We start from the raw sequence: 21240 nt of genomic DNA on the forward strand, positions 1-21240 counted from the left end.
GAAAAAACAGCATCAAATGATGAAGAAACAACCAAAATCAAACTACGCATTCCGGCGTATTTTTCATTTCAGATATCCAGCACAAAAAAATCGAATTTTGGGCTGTCAGTCATTCCTTCAAAACCGCCTGGTTTCGTTGAAAATAGCCGCATTCCGCGATGATTATTTCTAGCCAATTCGCCTTTCTTACTGGTAAAATCCGCCATCCAACAGAAATCCCAATATTCTAGAAGAGAGTGATTCCTATGGGACGCAGTTTCGAAGTCCGTAAAGCCTCGATGGCGAAAACACAGGGCGCAAAAATCAAAGTTTATTCAAAGTACGGTAAAGAAATTTACGTCCTTGCGAAAAACGGCGGTATTGACCCAGACAGCAACCTTTCTCTACGTCGTCTGATCGAAAAAGCGAAAAAAGATCAGGTACCTGGTCACGTTATCGATAAAGCTATAGACAAAGCTAAAGGTGGCGGCGGTGAAGACTTCGCAACTGCTCGTTATGAAGGCTTTGGCCCAGGTAACTGCATGGTTATCGTTGACTGTCTGACAGACAACAACAACCGTACTTACATGGACGTTCGTCAGGCATTCGTGAAAAACAACGCGAAGATCGGTGCCCCAGGCGCTGTAGGCCACATGTTTGAACACCAGTGCGTATTCCAGTTTAAAGGCGACGACGAAGAAGTTGTGCTGGAAAACCTGATGATGGAAGACATTGACGTGTCTGACATTGAGTGTGAAGACGGTGTGATCACTGTTTTTGCTCCTCACACTGAATTCTTCAAAGTGAAGAATGCACTGGCAGCAAGCATGCCGGATATTACGCTGGATGTGGAAGAAATCTCTTTTGTTCCTCAGACCATGACACCACTGTCTGGTGATGATGTTGCAGCGTTTGAAAAATTCCTGGATGCGCTGAACGATTGTGACGACGTACAAAACGTTTACCACAACGCCGAAATCGAAGAATAATCAGTTGTTACACTGACCATATTCGCTGAGATCCCCCGCAAGGGGGATTTTTTATGCCTGTTTTCCGGCACCTCACTTTGCCTCTGATTTAATCCCCCCTCGCTTCCTCGGAGTTCTAACAGATTGAAATTTACATATATTTGGCTTCTCTATGACCTGAATCTGACTTAAATGGGGATAATTTTAATTTGTGTCTTCCACGATAGGTGCTATGCCTAGAGGAAGCTACAAAAAGAAAAAGCAATAATGAAAGAGCCAACAACAAAAAGCAGCCAAGCCGGAGGAAACACCATGCAGCCTACCAACCGTAAAACCCTCGCTACGCTATTGGTACTGATCTTAAGTGCAGGTATTGTCGCTTGCGGCGAACAAAAAAGCGCCGAAGAAATGGGTAAAAAAGTCGACGAAACCATGACTGACGCGGGGAATGCTATCGAAGATACCGCTGAAGATGTCAGCAATAAAGTCGATGAAACCATGACTGACGCGGGGAATGCCATCGAAGATGCGGCTGAAGATGTCGGCGACAAAGTCGATGAAGCAGTGACCGATACCGGCAACGCCATCGAAGATAAATGTGAAGAGATGAAAGAGAGCATGAACGCAGAAGACCCAGACTGCTAACCCGTTCATCTGTTCTGATTCATGTCAGGCTCCCTGGCCACCTGCGCCAGGGAGCCTTTCTGTTATCTGCCTTTTCGGGTTCACAGTACAGTTGCTAACAGTACAGTGGTTAACACTATGGATAGCCCCCTGATGAACCCAAGGGTGAAAGAGTGAAACGGTAAACCAAGCGGCCGGCTTTTCGTAACATCTGTTGTCTTCGCTCGCTGCGACCCTTGCATGGTATTGCCAGAGGAGTTTCAGATGCCTATTGCGATGTACTACATGACAGGCTGTATCGTTGCATTATTTCTGGCGATGGTCTGTCCCTGGTGGTGGATAAGCCTGATTCTGATATGGGTGGCGCTGTCGCTGGGACTGGTGGCAATCGCCTATATCAAAAACAATGGCATGATATTCCACAAACGCAGCGATGGCCGGATCCCCTGGCCAGTCAGGGTACTTTTCTGGCCTTTTATGCTTGGGGTGTATCTGTATAATCGCTTGATACGTACCCGCTCTTCCTCCCCAACCCTACAAGAAATCGAACCTGGTCTGTACGTGGCCGCCAGACTGACTCCTATCGATATGGCCGCGTTACGCGAAGCCAATATTGGTGCCGTACTGGACGTCACGGCAGAGTTTGAAAGTCTCAACTGGTCAGCGATGGATGAAGGTATCAAATATCTTAACGTCCCTGTACTTGATCATGCCTACCCTGATTTTGCCTCTCTGCTGCAAGCCATCCGCTGGATAGATTCACAACGCCGACAGCAACGACGTGTTGTCGTCCACTGCGCTCTGGGGCGTGGCCGGTCAGTGATGGTCATAGCCGCTTATCTTCTTGCCCGTACCCCCGGCAGCAGCCTGGACGACATCATAAACCATATTCAGTCAGTCCGACGGTATGCCCGCCTGAACCGAAATCAGCGCCACGCGCTGGAAGCAGCAGCCAACCAGAAAGAATTCGGTCTGAGCAAACCAAGTGCCTGGCTGATCGCCAACCCGGTTTCCGGTGGGGGCAAATGGCCGCAATACCGGGGTGAGATTCTTGCCACTCTGGCCCCACACTTTGTACTGACCGTCCGTGAAACCACGGAGACCCTGAGCGCTACTGAGCTGGCAAAAGACGCGCTCAATGCCAACCCTGACATTGTTATTGCCGGCGGTGGCGACGGAACCGTGAACGAAGTGGCCACCGTGTTAGTTGGCAATCAGGTACGATTTGGGATTTTACCGCTGGGCACAGCCAATGCCCTGTGTCATGCACTGTGGGGTATACGGGCTAAACTGACCCCGGTCTCCCTCGCCTGCGATGCCATTGTTCGCGGCGAGGCCCATCATGTGGATGTCGCCACCTGTAATGATCGCATTGCGCTGTTGATTGTCGCCGTCGGCTTTGAGCAGCAGATGATCGAATTTGCCAACCGCGATGCCAAAAATGAGCAAGGACAGGTTGCTTATCTCAAAGGGTTCGTGAATGCGGTAACTCAAGGAACGCCTTTGACCCTGACGGTGCGTTTTGATGACGAAGATGAACAAGTACTGGAAACCAGCAGCATGGTGATCGCCAATGCCGCCCCTTTCAGTACGGTGCTGGCTCAGGGTTCCGGAGCACCGGATATCAACGATGGAAAGCTTGACGTCACCTGGATTCCCACCTCTGATAACCTGAGCACCCATGTCCTGTCGATCACCGAGTTAGTGCTTGCCGGTCTTACCTCAGAAAAGCTTGGTGGGCTGACCCAACACCGCCAGGTCACTTCCCTGACGATTCATCATCCCGAAGGGCTGAACTACGTTATTGACGGCGAACTGTTTCAGGATGACGTCCTGCAGATTGCGGTACGTCCTGACGCCCTGCAAATTCTGTCACCCAAACCAGAACCTGGTGACGAGCTGCATCTGTAAGAAAAAACAAAAGGTCAGAAAATAAGAGGTGGATCGCACAAAAAGCAATCAACACCGTGAATACCCACGGAATATTATGCGCTTTCAGGCCAAATACGACACCGGGCAATAGCAGGAAAATTTTGATCTCAAGCGGAGAAATATTCGAGGGCGGGAACCATCAACACTACTCCTGTTCTCTCTAAACGAAAAGCAAGTTTTCATTGTTTTTGCACATTTTTGGGATGTATCACAAAGTCGATTTTATCGGCTTAACGCTGTGAAAAACCTTTGATAAAGATAACTCGATCCTGACGCAACGTTTCTTTAGGAGGTTATTGTGTCTATCAATTCTATCGACCACAGCGAAATGTCTGACGTGGCATCAAAATGGGATTTCAAAGATGAAACGGCTTCCCATATCTCTCAGACCAAGCGCCAGCAGGCTGAAGCACGTCGCCGAATTGAACTGCTACGTGATATTCGAGCAAGCGGCCTGACCATTGAAGAGGCAAAGGAACTCGGACTTATCCATTAACCTGAAACTACGTGCCATATACACCCGAATACAGAAACAGCCTGACCGGTCATAACAACGATAGAGATTTTCTATCACACTAATCTGTTATTTCAGCTTTTCTAATACCTGGGTAGTCGTTACATTAGTGCGCATAAACACCGAATGGAACGCAACTAATGACTACAATGACTACCCGTTGTCCTCATTGCAACGCAATGAATCGTATCCCAACTGAACGTGTCAATGACGTGGCCAACTGCGGCTCTTGCAAAGAACGCCTGCTTGACGGCAAACCGGTCGAAGGCACTACCGAGAACTTTCTGACTTTGCTGCAAAGCGACAAACCGGTAGTCGTAGATTTCTGGGCACCGTGGTGTAACCCGTGTGTCGGCTTCGCGCCAATCTTTGAAGATGTGGCAAAAGAGCGGAATGGCGATGTACGCTTTGTGAAAATCGATACGGAATCCCAGCAGGCGCTGGCAGCGCAATACCGTATTCGTAGTATTCCGACTATTATGGTTTTCAAAAACGGCCAATTAGCAGACACCATCAATGGTGCCTTACCTAAAGGCCAGTTTGATCAGTGGCTAAACCAAGCGCTGACCAAGTAACCGACCGGACAAGCCGCATTTATTTACCGTGCTGTACATCAAGAGAGCGGTAGATCTAGAGAGCTTTCCGTTTAAAGCGCTTTACACTCACTGAAAAGGTGCCTGATGGCACCTTTTTGTTATCTGCTCTCTATGCCACTGGTTGCCCTTTTGCTAGAGTGACGCTCATAGCCCCGCCTTTATCATTACAATTACAAGGACGAATCTGTGAGCAAATCAGCGTCGGCCGTACTCAGCCAGATCAATGTTTACCCTATCAAATCCATTCGTGGTCTGAGCCAGTCGCAAGCCTGGGTCGAGAAACAGGGAATCGCGTTTGACCGCCGTTTTATGGTCGCCAAAACCGATGGTGGCATGATTACCGCACGCAAATACCCGCAACTGGTCAAAGTCACCGCAGCCCTACAACCGGATGGTCTGATACTCAGTTACCCGGACACTGCCCCTCTGCGCCTCAGGTACGCCGAGTTCACGATGGTGGAAACCCCATCCACCGTATGGAAAGACACGTTTCCGGCCCACCAAACTACCTCAGAAGCGAATCGTTGGTTCAGTGAACTCATTGGCGAGCCAGTGCAACTGCTCTATACCGGAGAGCAATCCCAGCGCATCCGTCAGAAAGTCGGCCATAACGTGAGTTTTGCTGACGGCTATCCGCTGTTGATTATCAGCGAGGGATCTCTGGAGGCCCTGAATGCACGCAGCCCCCAGCGTCATACCATGGATCAGTTCCGCACCAATTTAGTCGTCTCCGGCACAGAGCCGTTTGCGGAAGATGGCTGGAAACGAATCCGAATCGGTGAGGTGGAATTTGAGGCCGTCAAGCCGTGTGCCCGCTGTATCCTGACCACAGTGAATCCGCAAACCGGACAATTAAATGCCCAGAAAGAGCCGCTCAACACGCTGCTGAAATTTCGCTCTGACGGCAGTGGTGACGTGTACTTCGGGCAAAATCTGGTGGCGCTGAATGAAGGTATCATTCATGCCGGTGATACCATTGAAGTTCTGGAGACCCAGGCCAGACCGCTTTACCCCGATAATTGCACGCCATCGCTGACACTCACTTGTGTTGAACGGGAAGACATTGCCCGGGATTTTTGTACCTTCTGGCTGGAGCCAACCAAGCAACAAACACTGCCCGCTTATCAGCCCGGCCAGCATCTGCCACTGCAGGTAGAGATCAATGGCGAATACGTTTCTCGCCGCTATACGCTGTCGTCCAGTCCGTCCCGCCCTGGCCGCTATGCCATCTCGGTTAAGCGGGTAAACGATGGTCGGGTTTCAAACTGGTTACATGACAACCTGCAGGTTGGCGACACGCTGGTTGCCGAGTCACCGGACGGCAGTTTTCATCTTGGGCCCCATACCGACAAGCTTTTGTTGTTGTCTGCCGGGAGTGGCATCACTCCCATGATCGCGATGCTGCGTTATCTGGCCGATCATAATCAGATCAACGATGTGGTGTTTTATCATCAGTGCCGCAGCGAAGCGGATATTCCGTATCAGGCCGAACTGGCAAAACTGCAGTCTGAACACCCTGCACTGAAAGTAACCATTGCATTAAGTCAGCCAAATAACAGCTGGCAGGGGATAACCGGTCGATTCAGTGCAATCCACCTGGATCATATCCCGCATCTTACAGAGCGTCAGGTGTTCGTTTGTGGTCCAAACCGTTTCATGGACGATGCCAAAGCCTTGCTGCTGAACGCCGGACTGGCGGGAGAGCGCTACCATCAGGAATCCTTCGGTGCGAGCCGTGGTGGCGACGAGGCGACCGCACAGAAACACACTGTGACAATCAGCATTGATGGCCATTTATTTCAGGGCCATAACCAGGCCACCTTGTTGGATCAGGCTGAATCTGCCGGGCTTGGGATCGCCAACAGCTGCCGGGCTGGGTTCTGTGGTTCATGCAAAATGACCCTGGAATCTGGCACGGTTGACCAGCCGGACGTCCCGGCCTTGCTGCCGGGTGAAAAGGAGGCAGGGAAAGTACTGGCCTGTTGTTGTATTCCGTTAAGTGATGTTGAATTGATCAGCTAACACGCCAGCCGTTTCAGGTTCAGGCTCAGGCTCAGGCTCAGGCTCAATAGCCACATAAAAAACAGCCACCCAATAAGGTGGCTGTTTTTTCAGACTCCGTTAAAGCACTTTACACGCTGATCTGCGCTTACTGCTTTTTCAGGATATAGTGGCTTTCCAGATCGCCGGTGATGCGGTTACCTTCCAAATCAAGGCGGAACAATTGATTTTCGCCGACAAAATACTGCACCGCAGAATCAGAAATTCCAGGCAGCGCGATAGTGTTACCCGCGGTATTCCAGTTGAACGTACCTTCGTGTTCAAAAGCACCACCGTCTTTACCCAGGTACATTTCAGTCAGGGTAAATGTACCATCGTCTTTAATCACCAGCTCAGTCTTAATACCTTCACAATCTGCACATGGCAGAATACCGGTATACGTACCAGCCCAGTCCAGCGAGTTACGCGCGTTGTGTTCCATGTCCGCCACCGGTTCACTGCTTTCGCCGGCTTTCATTTCGTCCTGTTCGCCCTCAGCCATCACATCAGCCGGTTGCGCAGCTTCAGCTTCATTGCTTTCTGCCTTATTTTCAACCTGAGTCATGCCCTCGGTTTGAACTGCTTGCTCTTCAACCACGGTAGCGGTTTCGCTAGCAGGTTGAGCGGCGGATTCTGGTGAGGCTTTTTGATCACATCCCGCCAGTACAAAACCAGCCACTACCAGTGCAAGTAAGGTCTTATTCATTGTGTGTTCCTTATTAGCAATCTTTCTAAGATGGGTATCATTGTAGACTGCCCTCTGTGTGAATAACGTCATCCCAAGGTCAATGTTCAGTCAAAAAACACTATTCAATATTCACTCAAACTCACCTTGCTAATCACAAGATAGCACATTGTTATTCAGTCAGTTAGCGGTTTTAAGCGAGCAGTAAAATGCCGCAGGACCGGCGGTTCGTAGTCAAATTCCAGCCCGCGAATTGAGCTTGCCTGCTGACAGACTGCAATCAGTGCATCGGCGACATAGTCCATGTGGTCATTGGTATATACCCGGCGCGGAATGGTCAATCGTAACAATTCCAATGGCGACGGTTTCTGTTGGCCAGTGCTCGGATCTCGGCCCAGAAGCAATGACCCAATTTCAACAGCCCGCACCCCCGACTCAAGATACAGCGCATTGCACAAAGCCTGTGCCGGAAACTGCTCTGCCGGAATATGTGGGAGCACCTTTTTCGCATCCACAAACACGGCGTGCCCACCGGTCGGATACTGGATCGGCACGCCGCCCTCACGCAGCCTGTCGCCCAGGTATTTCACCTGGCTGATACGGTAATGCAGGAAGTCTTCGTCGGCAGCCTCATAGAGCCCGCGGGCCAGTGCCTCCATATCCCGCCCGGCCATGCCGCCGTAAGTCACAAACCCTTCCATCGGAACGCAGCGGGTACGGACAGCCTGAAACAACTCTTCATGATCCCGGATACAACAAAGGCCGCCGATATTCACCATCGGGTCTTTCTTGGCTGACATTGTGAGGATATCGCCATAACGATACATCTCGCGGATAATCTCCAGCAAAGGCTTCTCGTCATACCCCTCTTCCCGCTGCTTGATGAAATAAGCGTTTTCACAGTAACGGGCGGAATCTATCACCACCGGAATATCGTAGTGCTGAGCCAATGCGTAAACGTTGCGCATATTGGCCATGGATACCGGCTGCCCGCCCGAACTGTTACAGGTCACTGTCGTAATAATGGCGGCGATATTCACAGAGCCGTAATGCTGAATGGCGGTTTCGAGTTTTTCGAGATCAAAGTTCCCCTTCCAGTCATCGTAGACTTCAGTGGAAAACGCTTTTTCAGTTACCAGGTTAATCGCTTTCCCGCCGCACATTTCAATATGTCCGGCCGTTGTATCAAAATGGTAATTGGACAGAAAAACCGCCTCTGTGCCTCCCCTGACTTTGCGCATCCGTTCAATCAGGCAGGGAAACAAAATTTGCTCGGCTCCCCGCCCCTGATGGGTCGGCACCACCAGCTTGTACTGAAAAAAGTGCTGTACGGCATCACACAGGTTAAAAAAGTTCCGGCTACCGGCATAGGCTTCATCCCCCAACATCAGCCCGGCCCACTGAGTATCACTCATTGCACCAGTACCGGAGTCGGTCAGCAAATCGATATACACATCTTCACTGCGCAGCATAAACGGATTATAACCCGCCGCTTCAAGGGCCAATTGGCGATCCGCTTCTGTGGTCATGCGAATTCGCTCTACCATTTTGATTCGAAAAGGTTCAGGGACACGCTTGCTCATAGTGGCTCTCCAGCTTTGGAAAACACGCAGACAATCCGGTGATCGGATCAAGGAAAAATAGGTGGTGAAAACATCGACGGTGCCGCAATCAGCCGACAGCAGGAAAGTTATTAGTCAGACGAAAATCAATATTGAACCAGGCAGAAAGCACCAGCCGTATCGCGGGCACCCTGGTACGTTGCAACAAGGTATTCTCAGCCATCCTGCAGCACCCTGCGGAAAGAAAACTGACCTAAGTATAGTCAGCTGTTCATAACAAGCCTGATATCAACTGGCCTTGTTCTTCTGGCATAAATTTTTTCAAACAAGGCTTTACAGCCCGACAGATTACAGATAATGTGCTCAGGTCTGTTGCTCAGACCGAGACATAATTTTCGAAGAACACGCCTCACTTCTCGCCAAAGTAAGAAGCACCTCCAGAAGATTACACCACACATCCCACTACACACTGAGTTGCAAGTGTTTCGTAGTGATGAGTCAGCGAGTTAGGTGAGCTCCTGACGGGTGAAACCAAAGGTCGATGAGTAACTTAACCAGCGTGATGCTGAAAACTATTACCGCCGCTGAACCCTCTCGGTGTTCTCCACTTTGTTAAGGAGAACGCGAATTCAACAAGAAAACGAATTCAGGAAGAAAGTCAGCTCAGTCGGCGTTTACTCAACGTAATGACCACAAGCCAAACGCAAGTGACCTGACCAGACGATTAACGTCTATGGCAAATAGTCCGAATGCAGTGCTTGGGTAGAAAGGACAACACCATGATTTCACAAACCGGCATTATCCGTAGCTACAACCCTTTTAACCAAACTGGCCTGATCACTTCAGATTTAGGTGGCGACATCCGCTTTAGCGCCGCTCAGGTATCTGAACAAGACAGTCCGGCATCTGGCAGTCTGGTATCATTCATCCTGGATGACTCAGAACATACTCTGCAAGCGGTAAAAATCCGCTTCATCTGACTCGCCCAGCTAACTGGACGAGGCTAATAAAAAGTGACAATACCGAGGCAAGGGCTTATAACCTTGCCTTTTTCATTTTTGGCGACCGACAATTATCTAACCGATATCCCTTCATTCCCTCCCACCTTACCGATTTTTACATCACTGCCCGCAATCTCCTGCTCAGCTTGAGCGGATTCTTCTGACTGACTTTTCTGATAGTTATGCCTGTCTTTTTTCTGCTTTCTGTCAGCACTTTTTTGTATTTACTGGTTAACATTCATATCGTTATCCACTGCGCATTACGCCGCCAGCCGCTGCCACTTTCAAAAGTAATCCATTACAAAAAAGCCAACCAACAACCAAATCGCTCAATTTTCAACCAAACAAAGCGGATATAATTCACAGAAAAACATGAAAAATGGAAACGCGTTTTTACTTATATCGTCAGCATAAAGTCAGCCAAATGTCAGCGCTGTGTCAGGCATGGCTTTTTAATGCTTTTATCAAGTTTTCAGAACAAAAGGCGGGAAAAGTGCAACATACCTCACACTTTAGGTATCTTTTACACTGTGAAACTGAATTTTATGTCATTAAGGAAACAATTTGACAATTTGCTTGTCTGTATATGGCAAACTAATACAAAAAATAAATGAATAAATAGTCAATACAGACAAAAGAGAGTGATTCATGCCAGGTATGGCGACTTCCATTTTTTCTTTTTCCCATACCTGCCGTATTAAAAGCCTGCCAACAAATAAAAACGACGAGTTCTAAGATATGCCAATACACAACGCGACATTGCCACGGAGATGGTTGTCGACCAAATACATCGGGATTGCCAGCCTGTCACTGATTACCATGGCGGTGTTCCTGAATAACAGTCAAACGACTAATCGTACAATTCCACTGAACCTTGTCAGTTCGTCCCCATGGACACCCAATGAAGATGCACTGACCACAACCACCATTGAACCACCCCGCTACGCTTACACCATTCAGAAAGGTGACACCCTAAGCGAAATCTTCTCCAGGCTGAACATCCCATTGAACACTGTTCAACAACTAATGGAAGCCGATTTAAACCACCTGAAAATCGACACCCTCAAACCAGGTAACAGCATGCGCTTCTGGCTGGCTGACGATCAACGGCAACTTAAACGCCTTGAACTCGAATTTACGCTGGCGCAAAAAGTCATTTATGAACGTCTGGATGATGAAAACTTCAATGTGGAAGAAATCGCTATTCCGGGTGACTGGAGCGATGTGATTGCCAATGGTGAAATCCACGGCAGTTTTGCTAACTCAGCCAAAAAAGCCGGTCTAAAAGCCACGGAAGTGCATGAAATCACCAGCTTGCTGAAAGATAAGCTCAATTTTTCTCGCGATCTTCGTGCCGGGGATAAATTTGAAGTGGTGGTGTCCCGTCAGTCGGTTAAAGAAAAACTGACCGGGCAGCATGAATTGCGGGCTATCCGTATCCATAGCCGTGGCCAGACCATTTCGGCTTATCTGCACAGTGATGGTAACTTCTACGACGCCAAAGGCGACAGCCTGCAACGTGCCTTCATGCGCTATCCATACGCCACCAACCAGCGCTGGCGAATCAGTTCCCAGTTTAATCCTAAGCGCCACCACCCGGTCACCGGACGCGTTGCGCCACACAATGGTGTCGACTTCGCCACCCCGCGTGGTACACCTGTACTGGCAACCGGTGACGGCGTTGTTGTCCAAACTGTTAGTCACCCGTACGCTGGTAAATATGTGGTCATCCAACATGGAACCAACTACAAAACCCGCTACTTGCATAACAGTAAGATACTGGTCAAGAAAGGACAGAAAGTCTCACGTGGCCAGCGTATCGCCCTGGCGGGCAGCACCGGTCGCGTTACCGGCCCTCACATTCATTATGAGTTCCTGATTCGTAACCGTCCGGTGAACCCATTGACTGCCAATATCCCTATGGCCTCTTCGGTGCCAAGCAAGGAGATGGGACAGTTTAAAGAAACGGTCGCGATGTATAACACCATGATGAAAGATGATCAGAAGGGAATACTTCGCCTGGCTAAAAACAACAACCAGCCCAAAGACTGATAACCAGAGCTTTATCGCGGTAACCAGGATCAAATAGCATCTACGGGGAGATCTCTTTTCCCCGTGGGTGTTTTTGCTTGTTTACTGCTCACGGATGATGGTCATCAGTGATAAATAGCGGGGGCAGATGGCGTGTTTGATCACGCACTTCAATGGCTTCTGTTGAGGTTGAGGTTGAGGTTGAGGTTGAGGTTGAGGTTGAGGTTGAGGTTGAGGTTGATAATGAGAACCTAAGCCCACAGCCAGAACAACATTTACCAAGCAAAAATCTAGACGGTAAATGGAGGTATTGCCGGAATAACACATTCCGACAATTTCCATACCAGACAACCCTATACAGCCGAGATGACAACGTCATAACGGCTTTTTGTCATGCCTGTTATTTCGTTATCCGTACCGTTTTGTGGACTGTCTGAGCTCTCTGATTTAACAATAAAGTCGACATAATTCCGGATGGCCGGTAGCCGATCTTCATCATGGTGGGATACGTACAATAACTGGCTAAGCTGATCGCGGGCAATCATATTCAGCACCTGATAGACCAGTTTACGATTAACGAAATCCAGCCCCTGATAAGGCTCGTCCAAAATCAGCAAGGCAGGCTGTTTGATGAGCGCCCGGCCAATCAGCAACAGTCGTTGCTGCCCATAGTCCAGTTCGCGGAAACCCGTGTGCGCATCATCTGACATTGCCAGAATTGCGAGCCAGTCATGGGCCTGCTGAATTTGTTTTTTCGATGGTGAATCATACAGCCCAATCGAATCGAAAAAGCCTGACAGTAGCACTTCCAACGCACTGCAGCTAACGCGATACTGCAGATGCAACGCTGAGGAGACTACCCCGATTCGCCGTTTGATATCCCAGATACTTTCGCCGCTGCCACGGCGATACCCCAGCACGCTCATATCATTGGCATAACACTGTGGATGGTCTCCCAGAATCAACGCCAGCAAAGTGCTTTTTCCGCAGCCATTCGGCCCCCTGATCTGCCAGTGCTGACCCGGTTCTATTCGCCAGTTCACCGCCTCGAAAATCTGCCGATCAAAGTATTCCACTTTTCCATTTCGCAGCTCCACCAGCGGCTCGTCTCTGGTAACAACCTGTTGTCTCTCCTGATGCCGTTGGCGAATCAGAGCCATGACCTCATCGCTACGTTGCGTAGACAATGCCTCAAGCTGACGCAGCACCGGATGATGGCTGAATTCTGCCACCGTCATCCCTTCACTTAAACTGACAGTACTCAGGGCACCAGCCGGACCACGCTTGCTGCTGCCTTGGACATTCATCGTTTGTTCAGTGAACATGGCAACATGGGTGATGCAATCAGGAAGGTGCATTTCGCGGGCACTGATCAAGACCAGCGTCATTTGCTCTGACAAGGTATTCAGCAACGCTGACAGCGCCGTCTGGTGAGCGGCATCCAGTCCGTCATAGGGGTCATCCAGCACCAGTAATTCGGGTTCAGTTGCCAGCGCCCGCGCCAACATCAGACGACGGGTTTCCCCGGTCGATAACTGGCGAAAACCACTGTGGCGTAAATGCTGCAAATCCAGCTGTGCCAGCAAAGTCTCCAGTTGCTCCGGCGAATGGCAACAGTCAGCAATCAGATATTCTACAGTGTGGCCAAAGTCGATCTGATCAATGTAATCCGTCTCCTCTTGCGCCAACTCCTCTTCCAGCAATGCCTGCTGAGAAGCCAGCGACACCACGCCCACTCGCTGAGGTATACCAGTTACCGATCCGGAATCCGGCACACGTTCACCACTGAGGAGTTGCCCGAGTAACGAGCCGAACCGGGAATACGCTGAGAAAATCATCCAATGCTGACCAGGTTCTATACGCCAGTTATCAACCTGCAGCCGGCCATGTGGCACAGCCAACAGCAAATCTGTCACGGCTATCGACATCCTTCACTTCCTTATGAAAAAACGGTTTGATATCCATTAATACCAAACCGTCTGACCAAGCTCTAGTTCTGCAACCAAATTGTCTTGGTTTGCAGATACTGATCAAAGGCCTCCAGCCCGTTGTCCCGGCCGCCGAACCCGGACTGCTTATACCCGCCGAACGGGGTCGCGATACAGCCTTCGCTGAAACAGTTCACCGAAACGGTCCCGGCTTTCAGCTGACGTGACACCCGATGCGCACGGCGGATATCCGCGGTATACAGCGACGCTGCCAACCCGTACTGACCATCATTGGCCAAGCGAACCGCCTCTTCCTCCGAATCAAACGTGGTGACGGCCAGAATCGGCCCGAACACTTCCTCCTGAAACAGGGCCATCTCCGGCGTGACATTATCGAAAATGGTCGGCTCGACAAACAATCCGGCACCGATGTCCGGCGTGCCACCGCCATGAACCAGCGTCGCCCCTTCCGCTTTCGTCCGTGCCAGATAGCCACGCACTTTTTCAAAATGCGCCGGCTCAATCATGGGACCGATGCTGACCTGTGGATCTTGCGGGTCACCCAATTTCCAGTTATCCAGACCAGCTTTAAGTTTCTCGACCAGAGCGTCTTTAATGCTGGTATGAACCAGAAGACGAGAGCCACAACTGCAGTTCTCACTCATGTTCCAGAACGCAGCATTGAGCACATCACCGACAATCTCATCCAGACTGTAGACATCCGGGAATATGATCTGCGGACTTTTACCGCCGCACTCAAGCACAATCTCTTTCAGGTTGCTTTGAGCCGAGTATTGCAGGAACAGCCGACCAACTTCTGTGCTGCCGGTAAACGACACCACATCCACATCCGGATGCAGCCCTAACGGCTGGCCGACTGCCTCCCCCAGACCGGTCACCAATGACAGTGTCCCTTTCGGAACACCCGCCTCATGCGCCAACTGGACCATACGATAAGCACTCAGGCTGGTTTGCTCGGCTGGTTTCACAATCACGGCATTGCCTGCCGCCAACGCCGGGGCAACTTTCCAGGCAAACATCTGCGCCGGGAAGTTCCACGGCAGCACAGCCCCAACCACACCAATCGGTTCTTTGACAATCAGTCCCAAGGTATCGCTATCCGTCGGCGCTATTCGGCCAAATACTTTGTCGATGGCTTCGGTGTACCAGGCAAAGGTGTGAATGGTCTCCGGTATATCGGTATTCAGGCACTCGCTGATCGGCTTACCGGCATCAACACAATCTAATGCTGCCAACTCTTCGCTGTGTTCAGTCATCAGCGCCACCCAGCGTTGCAAAATGGCCTTACGCTCGCCCAGTGGCAGCGCAGACCATTCACCGGATTCGAAACTGGTGCGGGCCGCTGTCGCTGCCGCGTTAACCACCTGTTCATTGCCCGCTTCGATCTTGCCGATTGTTTTACCGTCGTAGGGACTCAGAGTCGCAATGGTTGCCCGCTCACCCGACAAGCCGGACACCAGACAACCCGCAAACAACTCGCCACACTCTGCGGCGGCAAACACCTGCTCTTTGGTTAAAGGCACTGTAGATACAGACTTATTTGTTAATGGCATCGCGGAACCTCCTATTGCAGAGCGGCATCAAGCAGTTGAAGAAAGGCTTTTTGATCTTCATCGCTGATTGGCAGCAGAGGCGCACGGATCGCGCCGACGTCTTGGCCACGGTGAATCAGTGCCAATTTGGCTTTCTGGTTGTAGTCGGCCGATTCCTGGTTCTGAATCACCGGCAGCAGTTTCGTCATAATGGCACGCAGCGCGTTGTAATCACCGATTCGCGCGCATTCCAGCATCTGCACATGTGCTTCAGGTAAGTAGTTAGCCGCACCACCGATCCAGGAACGCACGCCCCAGAACAGATAATCCGCGCCCTGATCGTCAGAGCCACAAACTACGGAGAAATTATCCAGGTTGGCATTAATCAATGACAACGCACGGGTAAAATCACCGCTGCTTTCTTTGATCCCGACAATATTCGGATCACGGCTGAGTTCAATCACGGTGTCGACCTCAATCTCAACACCGGAGCGCGCCGGGAAGTTATACATAATGATCGGCAAGCCGACTTCCAGGCTCACTGTCTGGTAGTGAGTAACGATTTCGCGCTGCTGCGGCAAACAGTAAATCGGCGGTGCCAGCATCAGCGCCTGATAACCCAGGGCTTTCGCCTGCTCCGCTTTTCGCACAGAACCCTGGGTGTGGGTATCATTCACTCCGGCGATCAGCAGGGCGCGATCCCCGACATGTTCGGCGATAAAAGTGAGTACCTGCGTACGCTCCTCATCACTGAAAGCGTAGTATTCCCCGGTCGTCCCACAGGCTACAATCCCGGCTACACCGGCCTCCAGCTGCCAGTCCAGCAGCTTGCCCAGCGCATCAAAATTAACCTTATTCTCTTCCGTGAACGGGGTCACTACAGGAACAAAAATACCGTCGAGTTTCATAACTATCTCCTTGAAATGTCAGGCCGGACTCCTGGCCGGCCCCAGTAAAATGATGCAGAACATCAGTAATTTGGTTGCGTCTAAATCGTGTTTTGAACATTCAGAGTCTCACCTCAGCGCCTCACTCAGGGTCTCAAGCCGAGCCTCGTTCAACGTCTCAGGATGCGGGTTCAGCCTTGGCAGGCTGAGCCGCGGTGTTTGTAGCTTCACCAGTCGGTGTAGTCCGCCAGATGGCAATATTGGCGTACCCGTAGAACACAGAGATGGCGAGCACAAGGAAGTGGTACCAAAGGAATGGCAGGTAACCGAGTGTTGACACGCCGAGGGTGGTTGCCATGAACACCCCACCGTCTGACCATGGCACCATCGGTGTGGTCACCGTGCCGCCCGCTTCGGTATTGCGCGACAGCACGCGTCGGTCAATACCCTGTTGGTCATAGTTTTTCTCGGTGATGGTGCTGGCGGTAATCAGCGACACATACGCCGCGCCCCCGAAGAAGTTACCGAAGAAGCCACCCAGCAGGGTCGACAGCGTGAGACGTCCGGCATTGTTTGCCCAGGTCAGGAAACGGTTACAGATCACTTGCAGAACACCGATTTGCTCCATCAGACCACCCAGCCCAAGAGCAAACAGGATCAGGGCAATCACTTCCAGCATCGACAGAATCCCGCCACGGTTAAGCAGCGTATTCAGAAAGTCGACTTCTGAATGCATGGCATTGCCGACATACACCGTACGCACCGCATCCAGCGTCGGCATGCCCTGCGCCACGATGGCACAGACAATTCCTAGTACAGCGCCGAAGGTGATAACCGGAATCGACGGCATCCGGCGCGACAACAGCAGGATGACAACGGCGGCTGGCAGTAACAACCACGGAGAAATCGTAAAGTGCTGCTCCAGAGCGACCATTGCGGCGTCTGCGCGGCTGGTGTCAACATTGCCATCGATATAAAAGAAACCGACCAGAAGGAACAGAACGAAGGCAATCAGGCACGCCGGGCCGCTGACATACAGCATGGATTTGATGTGGTCGATCAGATCCACTTTACACAGCGAAGCGGTCATCACCGTGGTATCAGACAGCGGCGACATTTTATCCCCCACGTAGGCGCCACTGATGACAGCACCGGCGACCAGCGGTAAAGGTATCCCGAAGCTGTGGCCAATCCCCATCATCGCGATCCCAGCCGTGCCAGCGGTACCAAACGATGTCCCGGTCGACAGCGATGTCATCGCACAAATCACAAATGCCGCAGCCAGAAAAATATTCGGGCTCATGACACTCAGGCCGTAGTAAATGATGCTGGGAACAATGCCACCGGCAATCCACGAGCCAATCAACGCCCCGACAGTGATCAGAATCAGCACGGCTTCCATACCGTTATGGATCCCTTTAATCAGCCCGGTCTGCATCGCATGATAGGATTGCCCGAGCCGCAGGCCGAGCCCCATGACCAGGAACCAGGTTGCAAATAGCGCAAGCTGAATAGGCAGCGACAAGACGTTGAGGAACAGGAACATGACGGCAATAAATCCCACCATCAAACCGACCACCTCCATACTGGTCGGCAGCCGGATAGCACTAGAGTTGGAACGCATAACATTCTTCCTTTTGTTAGTCGTAGTAGTGTTTGCATGAGCCACTATTTCTTACTGCCGCTCAGTATCAGCCTGCAGAGAAATCAGGAGCTTCAGTTTTATCGTCGTACAGCGTGGTTTCGGCTTGCCTCATCCGGACGTGACTGCGTCACATTCAAATCAGGCTGTGCGAAATCGGCTCAACCGGTATGGGCTGAGATCCAAAGACGGAGGTTGGTTCAGAGCCAAGTCTCTGATTGACTGCGCGGTGACAGCAGCCTGTGTCAGCCCCAGATGATGGTGCCCTAACGCCAGCATGACCTGCTGTTTGGGCCCGACAGCATCGATAATTGGCAGTGAATCTGGCAGTGACGGCCGAAATCCCATCCACGGCGTCGAACCGGCCAGATCCAGCGGGTGTTCAAACAAGCTGTCACCCAGTTCTGCCAAACGGTGGGCACGTTCCATGTTGGCAGGACGCTCCAGCCCGGCAAACTCCACAGTGCCCGCCAGGCGCAAGCCGTCGGCCATGGGCGTCATAATGAAGCGGCGCTCCGCTGAGGTCACCGCCACCGGAATACGGTGCGATTCATTAGGCAGCATCAGGTGATAGCCGCGCTCGGTATCCAGCGGAATATCCGTATCAGTCAGCTGGAAAACCAGCGATCGGCTGTGCGCACCAGCGGCAATCAGTACCCGCGGAACGGTCACAGTGCCGCGAGAGGTATGCAGCTCAACGCCATCCTCAGTCAGGCAACCACCATGAACGTCGAGCTGACGACATTCCGTGCCGAGCGCCACGGCAGCATCCACCAGTGACTCCACCAATTTCAGCGGATCAATTACATGGCTGGTTTCCGGAAATTCCAGCGCCCCCAGCACCGTTTTCGCCAGCCCCGGTACTTTTCGATGTACCTCAACCTGAGAAAGCGGCGTCACGACCACACCGTTTTGCGCCAACGTCTTCGCAAACTGGTGCAATGCCTGACCGGTTTTCTCCTGTTCAAAGACCAACAGTGATCCCTGGTGATGCATCAGGTCAGCCGCGTCGATGTCACCAAGCAGCGCTTTCCACGCATCAAGGCTGGTGTGGTTAAGCTGCATCAGGCCATGCTGGCTACGAGCCTGAGCTCCGGCACGCATATTGCTGATTAGCCGGAGCATCCAGGGAAGCAGACGCGGCAGATAACGCCAGTCAATCCGGAGCGGGCCAACCGGGTCGAGTAACATGCTCGGGATCTGCGTCAGGATCGCCGGGTTCGCCAGCGGCATGATTTGCTCGGTCGCAATGTGCCCGGCATTACCATATGACGCCCCTTGTCCAGGCGCTTCTTTATCAAGCAGCAACACCTTCAGTCCGGCCTGCTGGAGGCGGTACGCGCAGGCACAACCGATAACGCCGGCCCCGATAATCGCAATGTCGTGATCCATCTTTTCCATTTGTGATCTCATTCCATTAATTTTGCGATCATGTATATTGTATACAATATACACTAGAGAGGTGTTGTTAATTCAGCCAGCGCTTTAAAGCTGTTTTGTGATCGGGATCGATCCGGCGCTGAATCGCCGACTTTCGGCTACACTTGATAACTGCGTAATTTCAAGGAGATAGAAGTAATGCGTGAAGGAACGTTTTTTTGTATTGATGCACATACTTGCGGGAATCCGGTTCGCTTGGTGGCCGGTGGCTATCCGAGCCTGAACGGGAAAACAATGAGTGAGAAGCGGCAGGATTTTCTGGAACACCATGACTGGATTCGCCGCGCCCTGATGTTTGAACCACGCGGCCACTCAATGATGTCCGGCTCGATTCTCTACCCACCGTGCAGCGACAATGCGGATGCGTCAGTCCTGTTCATTGAAACCAGCGGTTGCCTGCCAATGTGCGGACATGGCACGATCGGCACGGTCACCAGCGCGATCGAGCATGGCGTTATCCAACCCAAAAATCCGGGCACCTTGATCCTTGATGTACCGGCAGGACAAATCCGGATTGAGTACCAACAAAACGGCAATAAGGTTGAGAAAGTGCGGATCTTCAATATCGCAAGCTACCTCGCCCACCGTGATGTGGTGATCGAGGTCGAAGGTCTGGGTGAGCTGACGGTGGATGTTTCCTACGGCGGCAATTACTACACAATTATTGAACCGCAGAAAAACTTCCCTGGCCTGGAGCATTTCACTGCCGATCAGGTTCTGCACTACTCCCCCAAAGTGCGGGATGCCATTAATCAGGTTGTAGACTGTGTGCATCCGGATGACCCGACGGTGCGCGGTGCCAGCCATGTGCTGTGGACGGGGACGCCAACCCAGCCGGGTGCCCATGCCCGTAACGCAGTGTTCTACGGTGATCGCGCGATTGACCGTTCCCCTTGCGGTACCGGTACCAGTGCCCGTATGGCTCAATGGGTTGCCCGTGGCCGCCTGGGTGTCGGCGATGATTTCGTGCATGAGAGCATCATTGGCAGCCTGTTTGAGGGTCGTGTAGAATCCCTGACAAAGGTAGGGGATTACGATGCCATCATGCCAAGTATTCAGGGCTGGGCTAGAGTAACCGGCCATAACACGATCTGGGTCGACAGCGAAGATCCCTATGCGTATGGCTTTGAAGTAAAGTAAAATAAAACCGGCCGCTGTCATGGCGGCCGGTCTGAATAATGATAAAAGGAGTTACCTTGCAGCCCAAAACACGTACCCAATATGTTGCTGATGCGATCCGAGGCAAGATCCTGCGGGGTGAAATCAAAGGGGGCGATCCCCTGCGTCAGGACGCACTGGCAAAAGAATTTGATGTAAGCCGTATTCCTGTACGTGAAGCCCTGCTTACCCTGGAATCTGAAGGTCTTCTTGAGTTTCGTGCCCACAAAGGCGCTTTTGCGACTGAGCTGTCAGCAGACAAGATTCGTGAACTGTTTGAACTGCGGGTGCTGCTGGAATGCCACATGCTGGCGCATGCGATCCCACTGATGACAGATGCAGATCTCGATGCCGCTGAAGCGATCTTGCAAGAATATGAAGAAATCTTAAATACCGGCAGCCGTGTTGATCACTGGAGCAACTACAACTTTGCTTTCCATAAAGCCCTGTACACCCCGGCAAACCGCCCGGAAACCTTGCAGCTGATTACTCAGCTTAATACCCAATCGGATCGCTATATCCGCATCCAGCTACTGCACACCGCCGGGGTGGCCAAAGCAGAATCAGAGCACCGCGAACTACTGACTCTGTGCCGCGAGCGCAACATTGCTGCCGCCTGCGATTTGCTAAAGCGTCACATTGATGTGTCTGCCGAAGACATCATCGGCCTGCTGTCCAAGCAAAAATAAACAATAACAAA

Annotated in this window: 18 protein-coding genes; 10 read left to right on the forward strand and 8 right to left on the reverse strand. The window is 51.5% G+C overall.

Annotation, left to right across the window (positions count from 1 at the left end):
- Positions 1-245: 245 nt before the first annotated feature.
- The 6 genes from C9I92_RS17350 (at position 246) to C9I92_RS17375 (ending at position 6635) form a co-directional block, all read left to right on the forward strand.
- Positions 246-968 (forward strand): YebC/PmpR family DNA-binding transcriptional regulator, encoded by a 723-nt coding sequence (locus C9I92_RS17350; RefSeq protein WP_047886218.1) that lies wholly within the window; start codon positions 246-248, stop codon positions 966-968.
- Positions 969-1259: 291 nt separating this feature from the next.
- On the forward strand, positions 1260-1592 hold the full coding sequence (locus C9I92_RS17355; RefSeq protein WP_107193908.1) for a hypothetical protein: 333 nt from the start codon (positions 1260-1262) through the stop codon (positions 1590-1592).
- 243 nt (positions 1593-1835) lie between these two features.
- Positions 1836-3482, forward strand: a complete 1647-nt coding sequence (locus C9I92_RS17360; RefSeq protein WP_047886220.1) for a diacylglycerol kinase family protein — start codon at positions 1836-1838, stop codon at positions 3480-3482.
- Between the two features lie 319 nt (positions 3483-3801).
- Positions 3802-3999 (forward strand): hypothetical protein, encoded by a 198-nt coding sequence (locus C9I92_RS17365; protein ID WP_047886221.1) that lies wholly within the window; start codon positions 3802-3804, stop codon positions 3997-3999.
- 158 nt (positions 4000-4157) lie between these two features.
- Positions 4158-4592 (forward strand): thioredoxin TrxC, encoded by a 435-nt coding sequence (gene trxC / locus C9I92_RS17370; protein WP_047886222.1) that lies wholly within the window; start codon positions 4158-4160, stop codon positions 4590-4592.
- A gap of 207 nt (positions 4593-4799) precedes the next feature.
- Positions 4800-6635: a hybrid-cluster NAD(P)-dependent oxidoreductase gene (locus C9I92_RS17375; RefSeq protein WP_047886223.1), complete on the forward strand. Its 1836-nt coding sequence runs from the start codon at positions 4800-4802 to the stop codon at positions 6633-6635.
- Between the two features lie 127 nt (positions 6636-6762).
- Here C9I92_RS17375 and C9I92_RS17380 read toward each other — a convergent pair whose 3' ends face one another.
- Positions 6763-7359, reverse strand: coding sequence for a copper resistance protein NlpE (locus C9I92_RS17380; protein ID WP_047886224.1), 597 nt, complete (start codon positions 7357-7359; stop codon positions 6763-6765).
- Between the two features lie 155 nt (positions 7360-7514).
- Positions 7515-8921: a tryptophanase gene (locus C9I92_RS17385; RefSeq protein WP_047886225.1), complete on the reverse strand. Its 1407-nt coding sequence runs from the start codon at positions 8919-8921 to the stop codon at positions 7515-7517.
- A gap of 758 nt (positions 8922-9679) precedes the next feature.
- Between C9I92_RS17385 and C9I92_RS17390 the strand changes: the two genes are divergently transcribed.
- Both C9I92_RS17390 and mepM read left to right on the forward strand, forming a co-directional pair.
- A complete protein-coding gene (locus C9I92_RS17390) occupies positions 9680-9880 on the forward strand; it encodes a hypothetical protein (protein ID WP_047886226.1) in 201 nt (66 codons plus the stop codon).
- Positions 9881-10639: 759 nt separating this feature from the next.
- Positions 10640-11953, forward strand: coding sequence for a murein DD-endopeptidase MepM (mepM, locus tag C9I92_RS17395; RefSeq protein WP_047886227.1), 1314 nt, complete (start codon positions 10640-10642; stop codon positions 11951-11953).
- 81 nt (positions 11954-12034) lie between these two features.
- Here the strand turns inward: mepM and C9I92_RS25605 are convergent, their stop codons facing one another.
- From C9I92_RS25605 to C9I92_RS17425, 6 genes are all read right to left on the reverse strand, one after another.
- Entirely contained in the window at positions 12035-12274 is a 240-nt protein-coding gene (locus tag C9I92_RS25605; protein WP_146149705.1) for a hypothetical protein, read from the reverse strand.
- Positions 12275-12285: 11 nt separating this feature from the next.
- Positions 12286-13860 (reverse strand): ATP-binding cassette domain-containing protein, encoded by a 1575-nt coding sequence (locus C9I92_RS17405; RefSeq protein WP_084712630.1) that lies wholly within the window; start codon positions 13858-13860, stop codon positions 12286-12288.
- A gap of 62 nt (positions 13861-13922) precedes the next feature.
- Positions 13923-15434 carry an aldehyde dehydrogenase gene (locus C9I92_RS17410; RefSeq protein ID WP_047886228.1) on the reverse strand — a complete coding sequence of 504 codons (1512 nt, stop codon included), beginning with the start codon at positions 15432-15434 and terminating at the stop codon, positions 13923-13925.
- Between the two features lie 11 nt (positions 15435-15445).
- Positions 15446-16321, reverse strand: coding sequence for a 4-hydroxy-tetrahydrodipicolinate synthase (dapA, locus tag C9I92_RS17415; protein WP_047886229.1), 876 nt, complete (start codon positions 16319-16321; stop codon positions 15446-15448).
- Between the two features lie 157 nt (positions 16322-16478).
- Complete coding sequence (gene nhaC, locus C9I92_RS17420) at positions 16479-17969, reverse strand: Na+/H+ antiporter NhaC (protein WP_479724823.1); 1491 nt, start codon at positions 17967-17969, stop codon at positions 16479-16481.
- A 114-nt stretch (positions 17970-18083) separates the two neighbouring features.
- On the reverse strand, positions 18084-19343 hold the full coding sequence (locus tag C9I92_RS17425; RefSeq protein ID WP_047886231.1) for an NAD(P)/FAD-dependent oxidoreductase: 1260 nt from the start codon (positions 19341-19343) through the stop codon (positions 18084-18086).
- Between the two features lie 177 nt (positions 19344-19520).
- On the opposite strand from C9I92_RS17425, the gene C9I92_RS17430 reads away from it, so the two are divergent.
- Both C9I92_RS17430 and C9I92_RS17435 read left to right on the forward strand, forming a co-directional pair.
- The gene (locus tag C9I92_RS17430; protein WP_047886232.1) at positions 19521-20522 is read left to right on the forward strand and encodes a 4-hydroxyproline epimerase; all 1002 of its coding nucleotides are present in this window, start codon (positions 19521-19523) and stop codon (positions 20520-20522) included.
- Positions 20523-20578: 56 nt separating this feature from the next.
- Positions 20579-21229, forward strand: coding sequence for a GntR family transcriptional regulator (locus C9I92_RS17435; protein ID WP_107193894.1), 651 nt, complete (start codon positions 20579-20581; stop codon positions 21227-21229).
- Positions 21230-21240: the final 11 nt, after the last annotated feature.

Source organism: Photobacterium ganghwense (genome assembly GCF_003025595.1).
In the GTDB taxonomy this organism is placed as follows: Bacteria; Pseudomonadota; Gammaproteobacteria; order Enterobacterales; family Vibrionaceae; genus Photobacterium; species Photobacterium ganghwense.

What these genes read in the sequence shown, in the direction of transcription:
- C9I92_RS17350 (WP_047886218.1), top strand. Translation starts at nt 246, where the DNA reads ATGGGACGCAGTTTCGAAGTCCGTAAAGCCTCGATGGCGAAAACACAG.
- C9I92_RS17355 (WP_107193908.1), top strand. Translation starts at nt 1,260, where the DNA reads ATGCAGCCTACCAACCGTAAAACCCTCGCTACGCTATTGGTACTGATC.
- C9I92_RS17360 (WP_047886220.1), top strand. Translation starts at nt 1,836, where the DNA reads ATGCCTATTGCGATGTACTACATGACAGGCTGTATCGTTGCATTATTT.
- trxC (WP_047886222.1), top strand. Translation starts at nt 4,158, where the DNA reads ATGACTACAATGACTACCCGTTGTCCTCATTGCAACGCAATGAATCGT.
- C9I92_RS17380 (WP_047886224.1), bottom strand. Translation starts at nt 7,359, where the DNA reads ATGAATAAGACCTTACTTGCACTGGTAGTGGCTGGTTTTGTACTGGCG.
- C9I92_RS17385 (WP_047886225.1), bottom strand. Translation starts at nt 8,921, where the DNA reads ATGAGCAAGCGTGTCCCTGAACCTTTTCGAATCAAAATGGTAGAGCGA.
- C9I92_RS17390 (WP_047886226.1), top strand. Translation starts at nt 9,680, where the DNA reads ATGATTTCACAAACCGGCATTATCCGTAGCTACAACCCTTTTAACCAA.
- mepM (WP_047886227.1), top strand. Translation starts at nt 10,640, where the DNA reads ATGCCAATACACAACGCGACATTGCCACGGAGATGGTTGTCGACCAAA.
- C9I92_RS25605 (WP_146149705.1), bottom strand. Translation starts at nt 12,274, where the DNA reads ATGGAAATTGTCGGAATGTGTTATTCCGGCAATACCTCCATTTACCGT.
- C9I92_RS17405 (WP_084712630.1), bottom strand. Translation starts at nt 13,860, where the DNA reads ATGTCGATAGCCGTGACAGATTTGCTGTTGGCTGTGCCACATGGCCGG.
- C9I92_RS17410 (WP_047886228.1), bottom strand. Translation starts at nt 15,434, where the DNA reads ATGCCATTAACAAATAAGTCTGTATCTACAGTGCCTTTAACCAAAGAG.
- dapA (WP_047886229.1), bottom strand. Translation starts at nt 16,321, where the DNA reads ATGAAACTCGACGGTATTTTTGTTCCTGTAGTGACCCCGTTCACGGAA.
- C9I92_RS17425 (WP_047886231.1), bottom strand. Translation starts at nt 19,343, where the DNA reads ATGGAAAAGATGGATCACGACATTGCGATTATCGGGGCCGGCGTTATC.
- C9I92_RS17430 (WP_047886232.1), top strand. Translation starts at nt 19,521, where the DNA reads ATGCGTGAAGGAACGTTTTTTTGTATTGATGCACATACTTGCGGGAAT.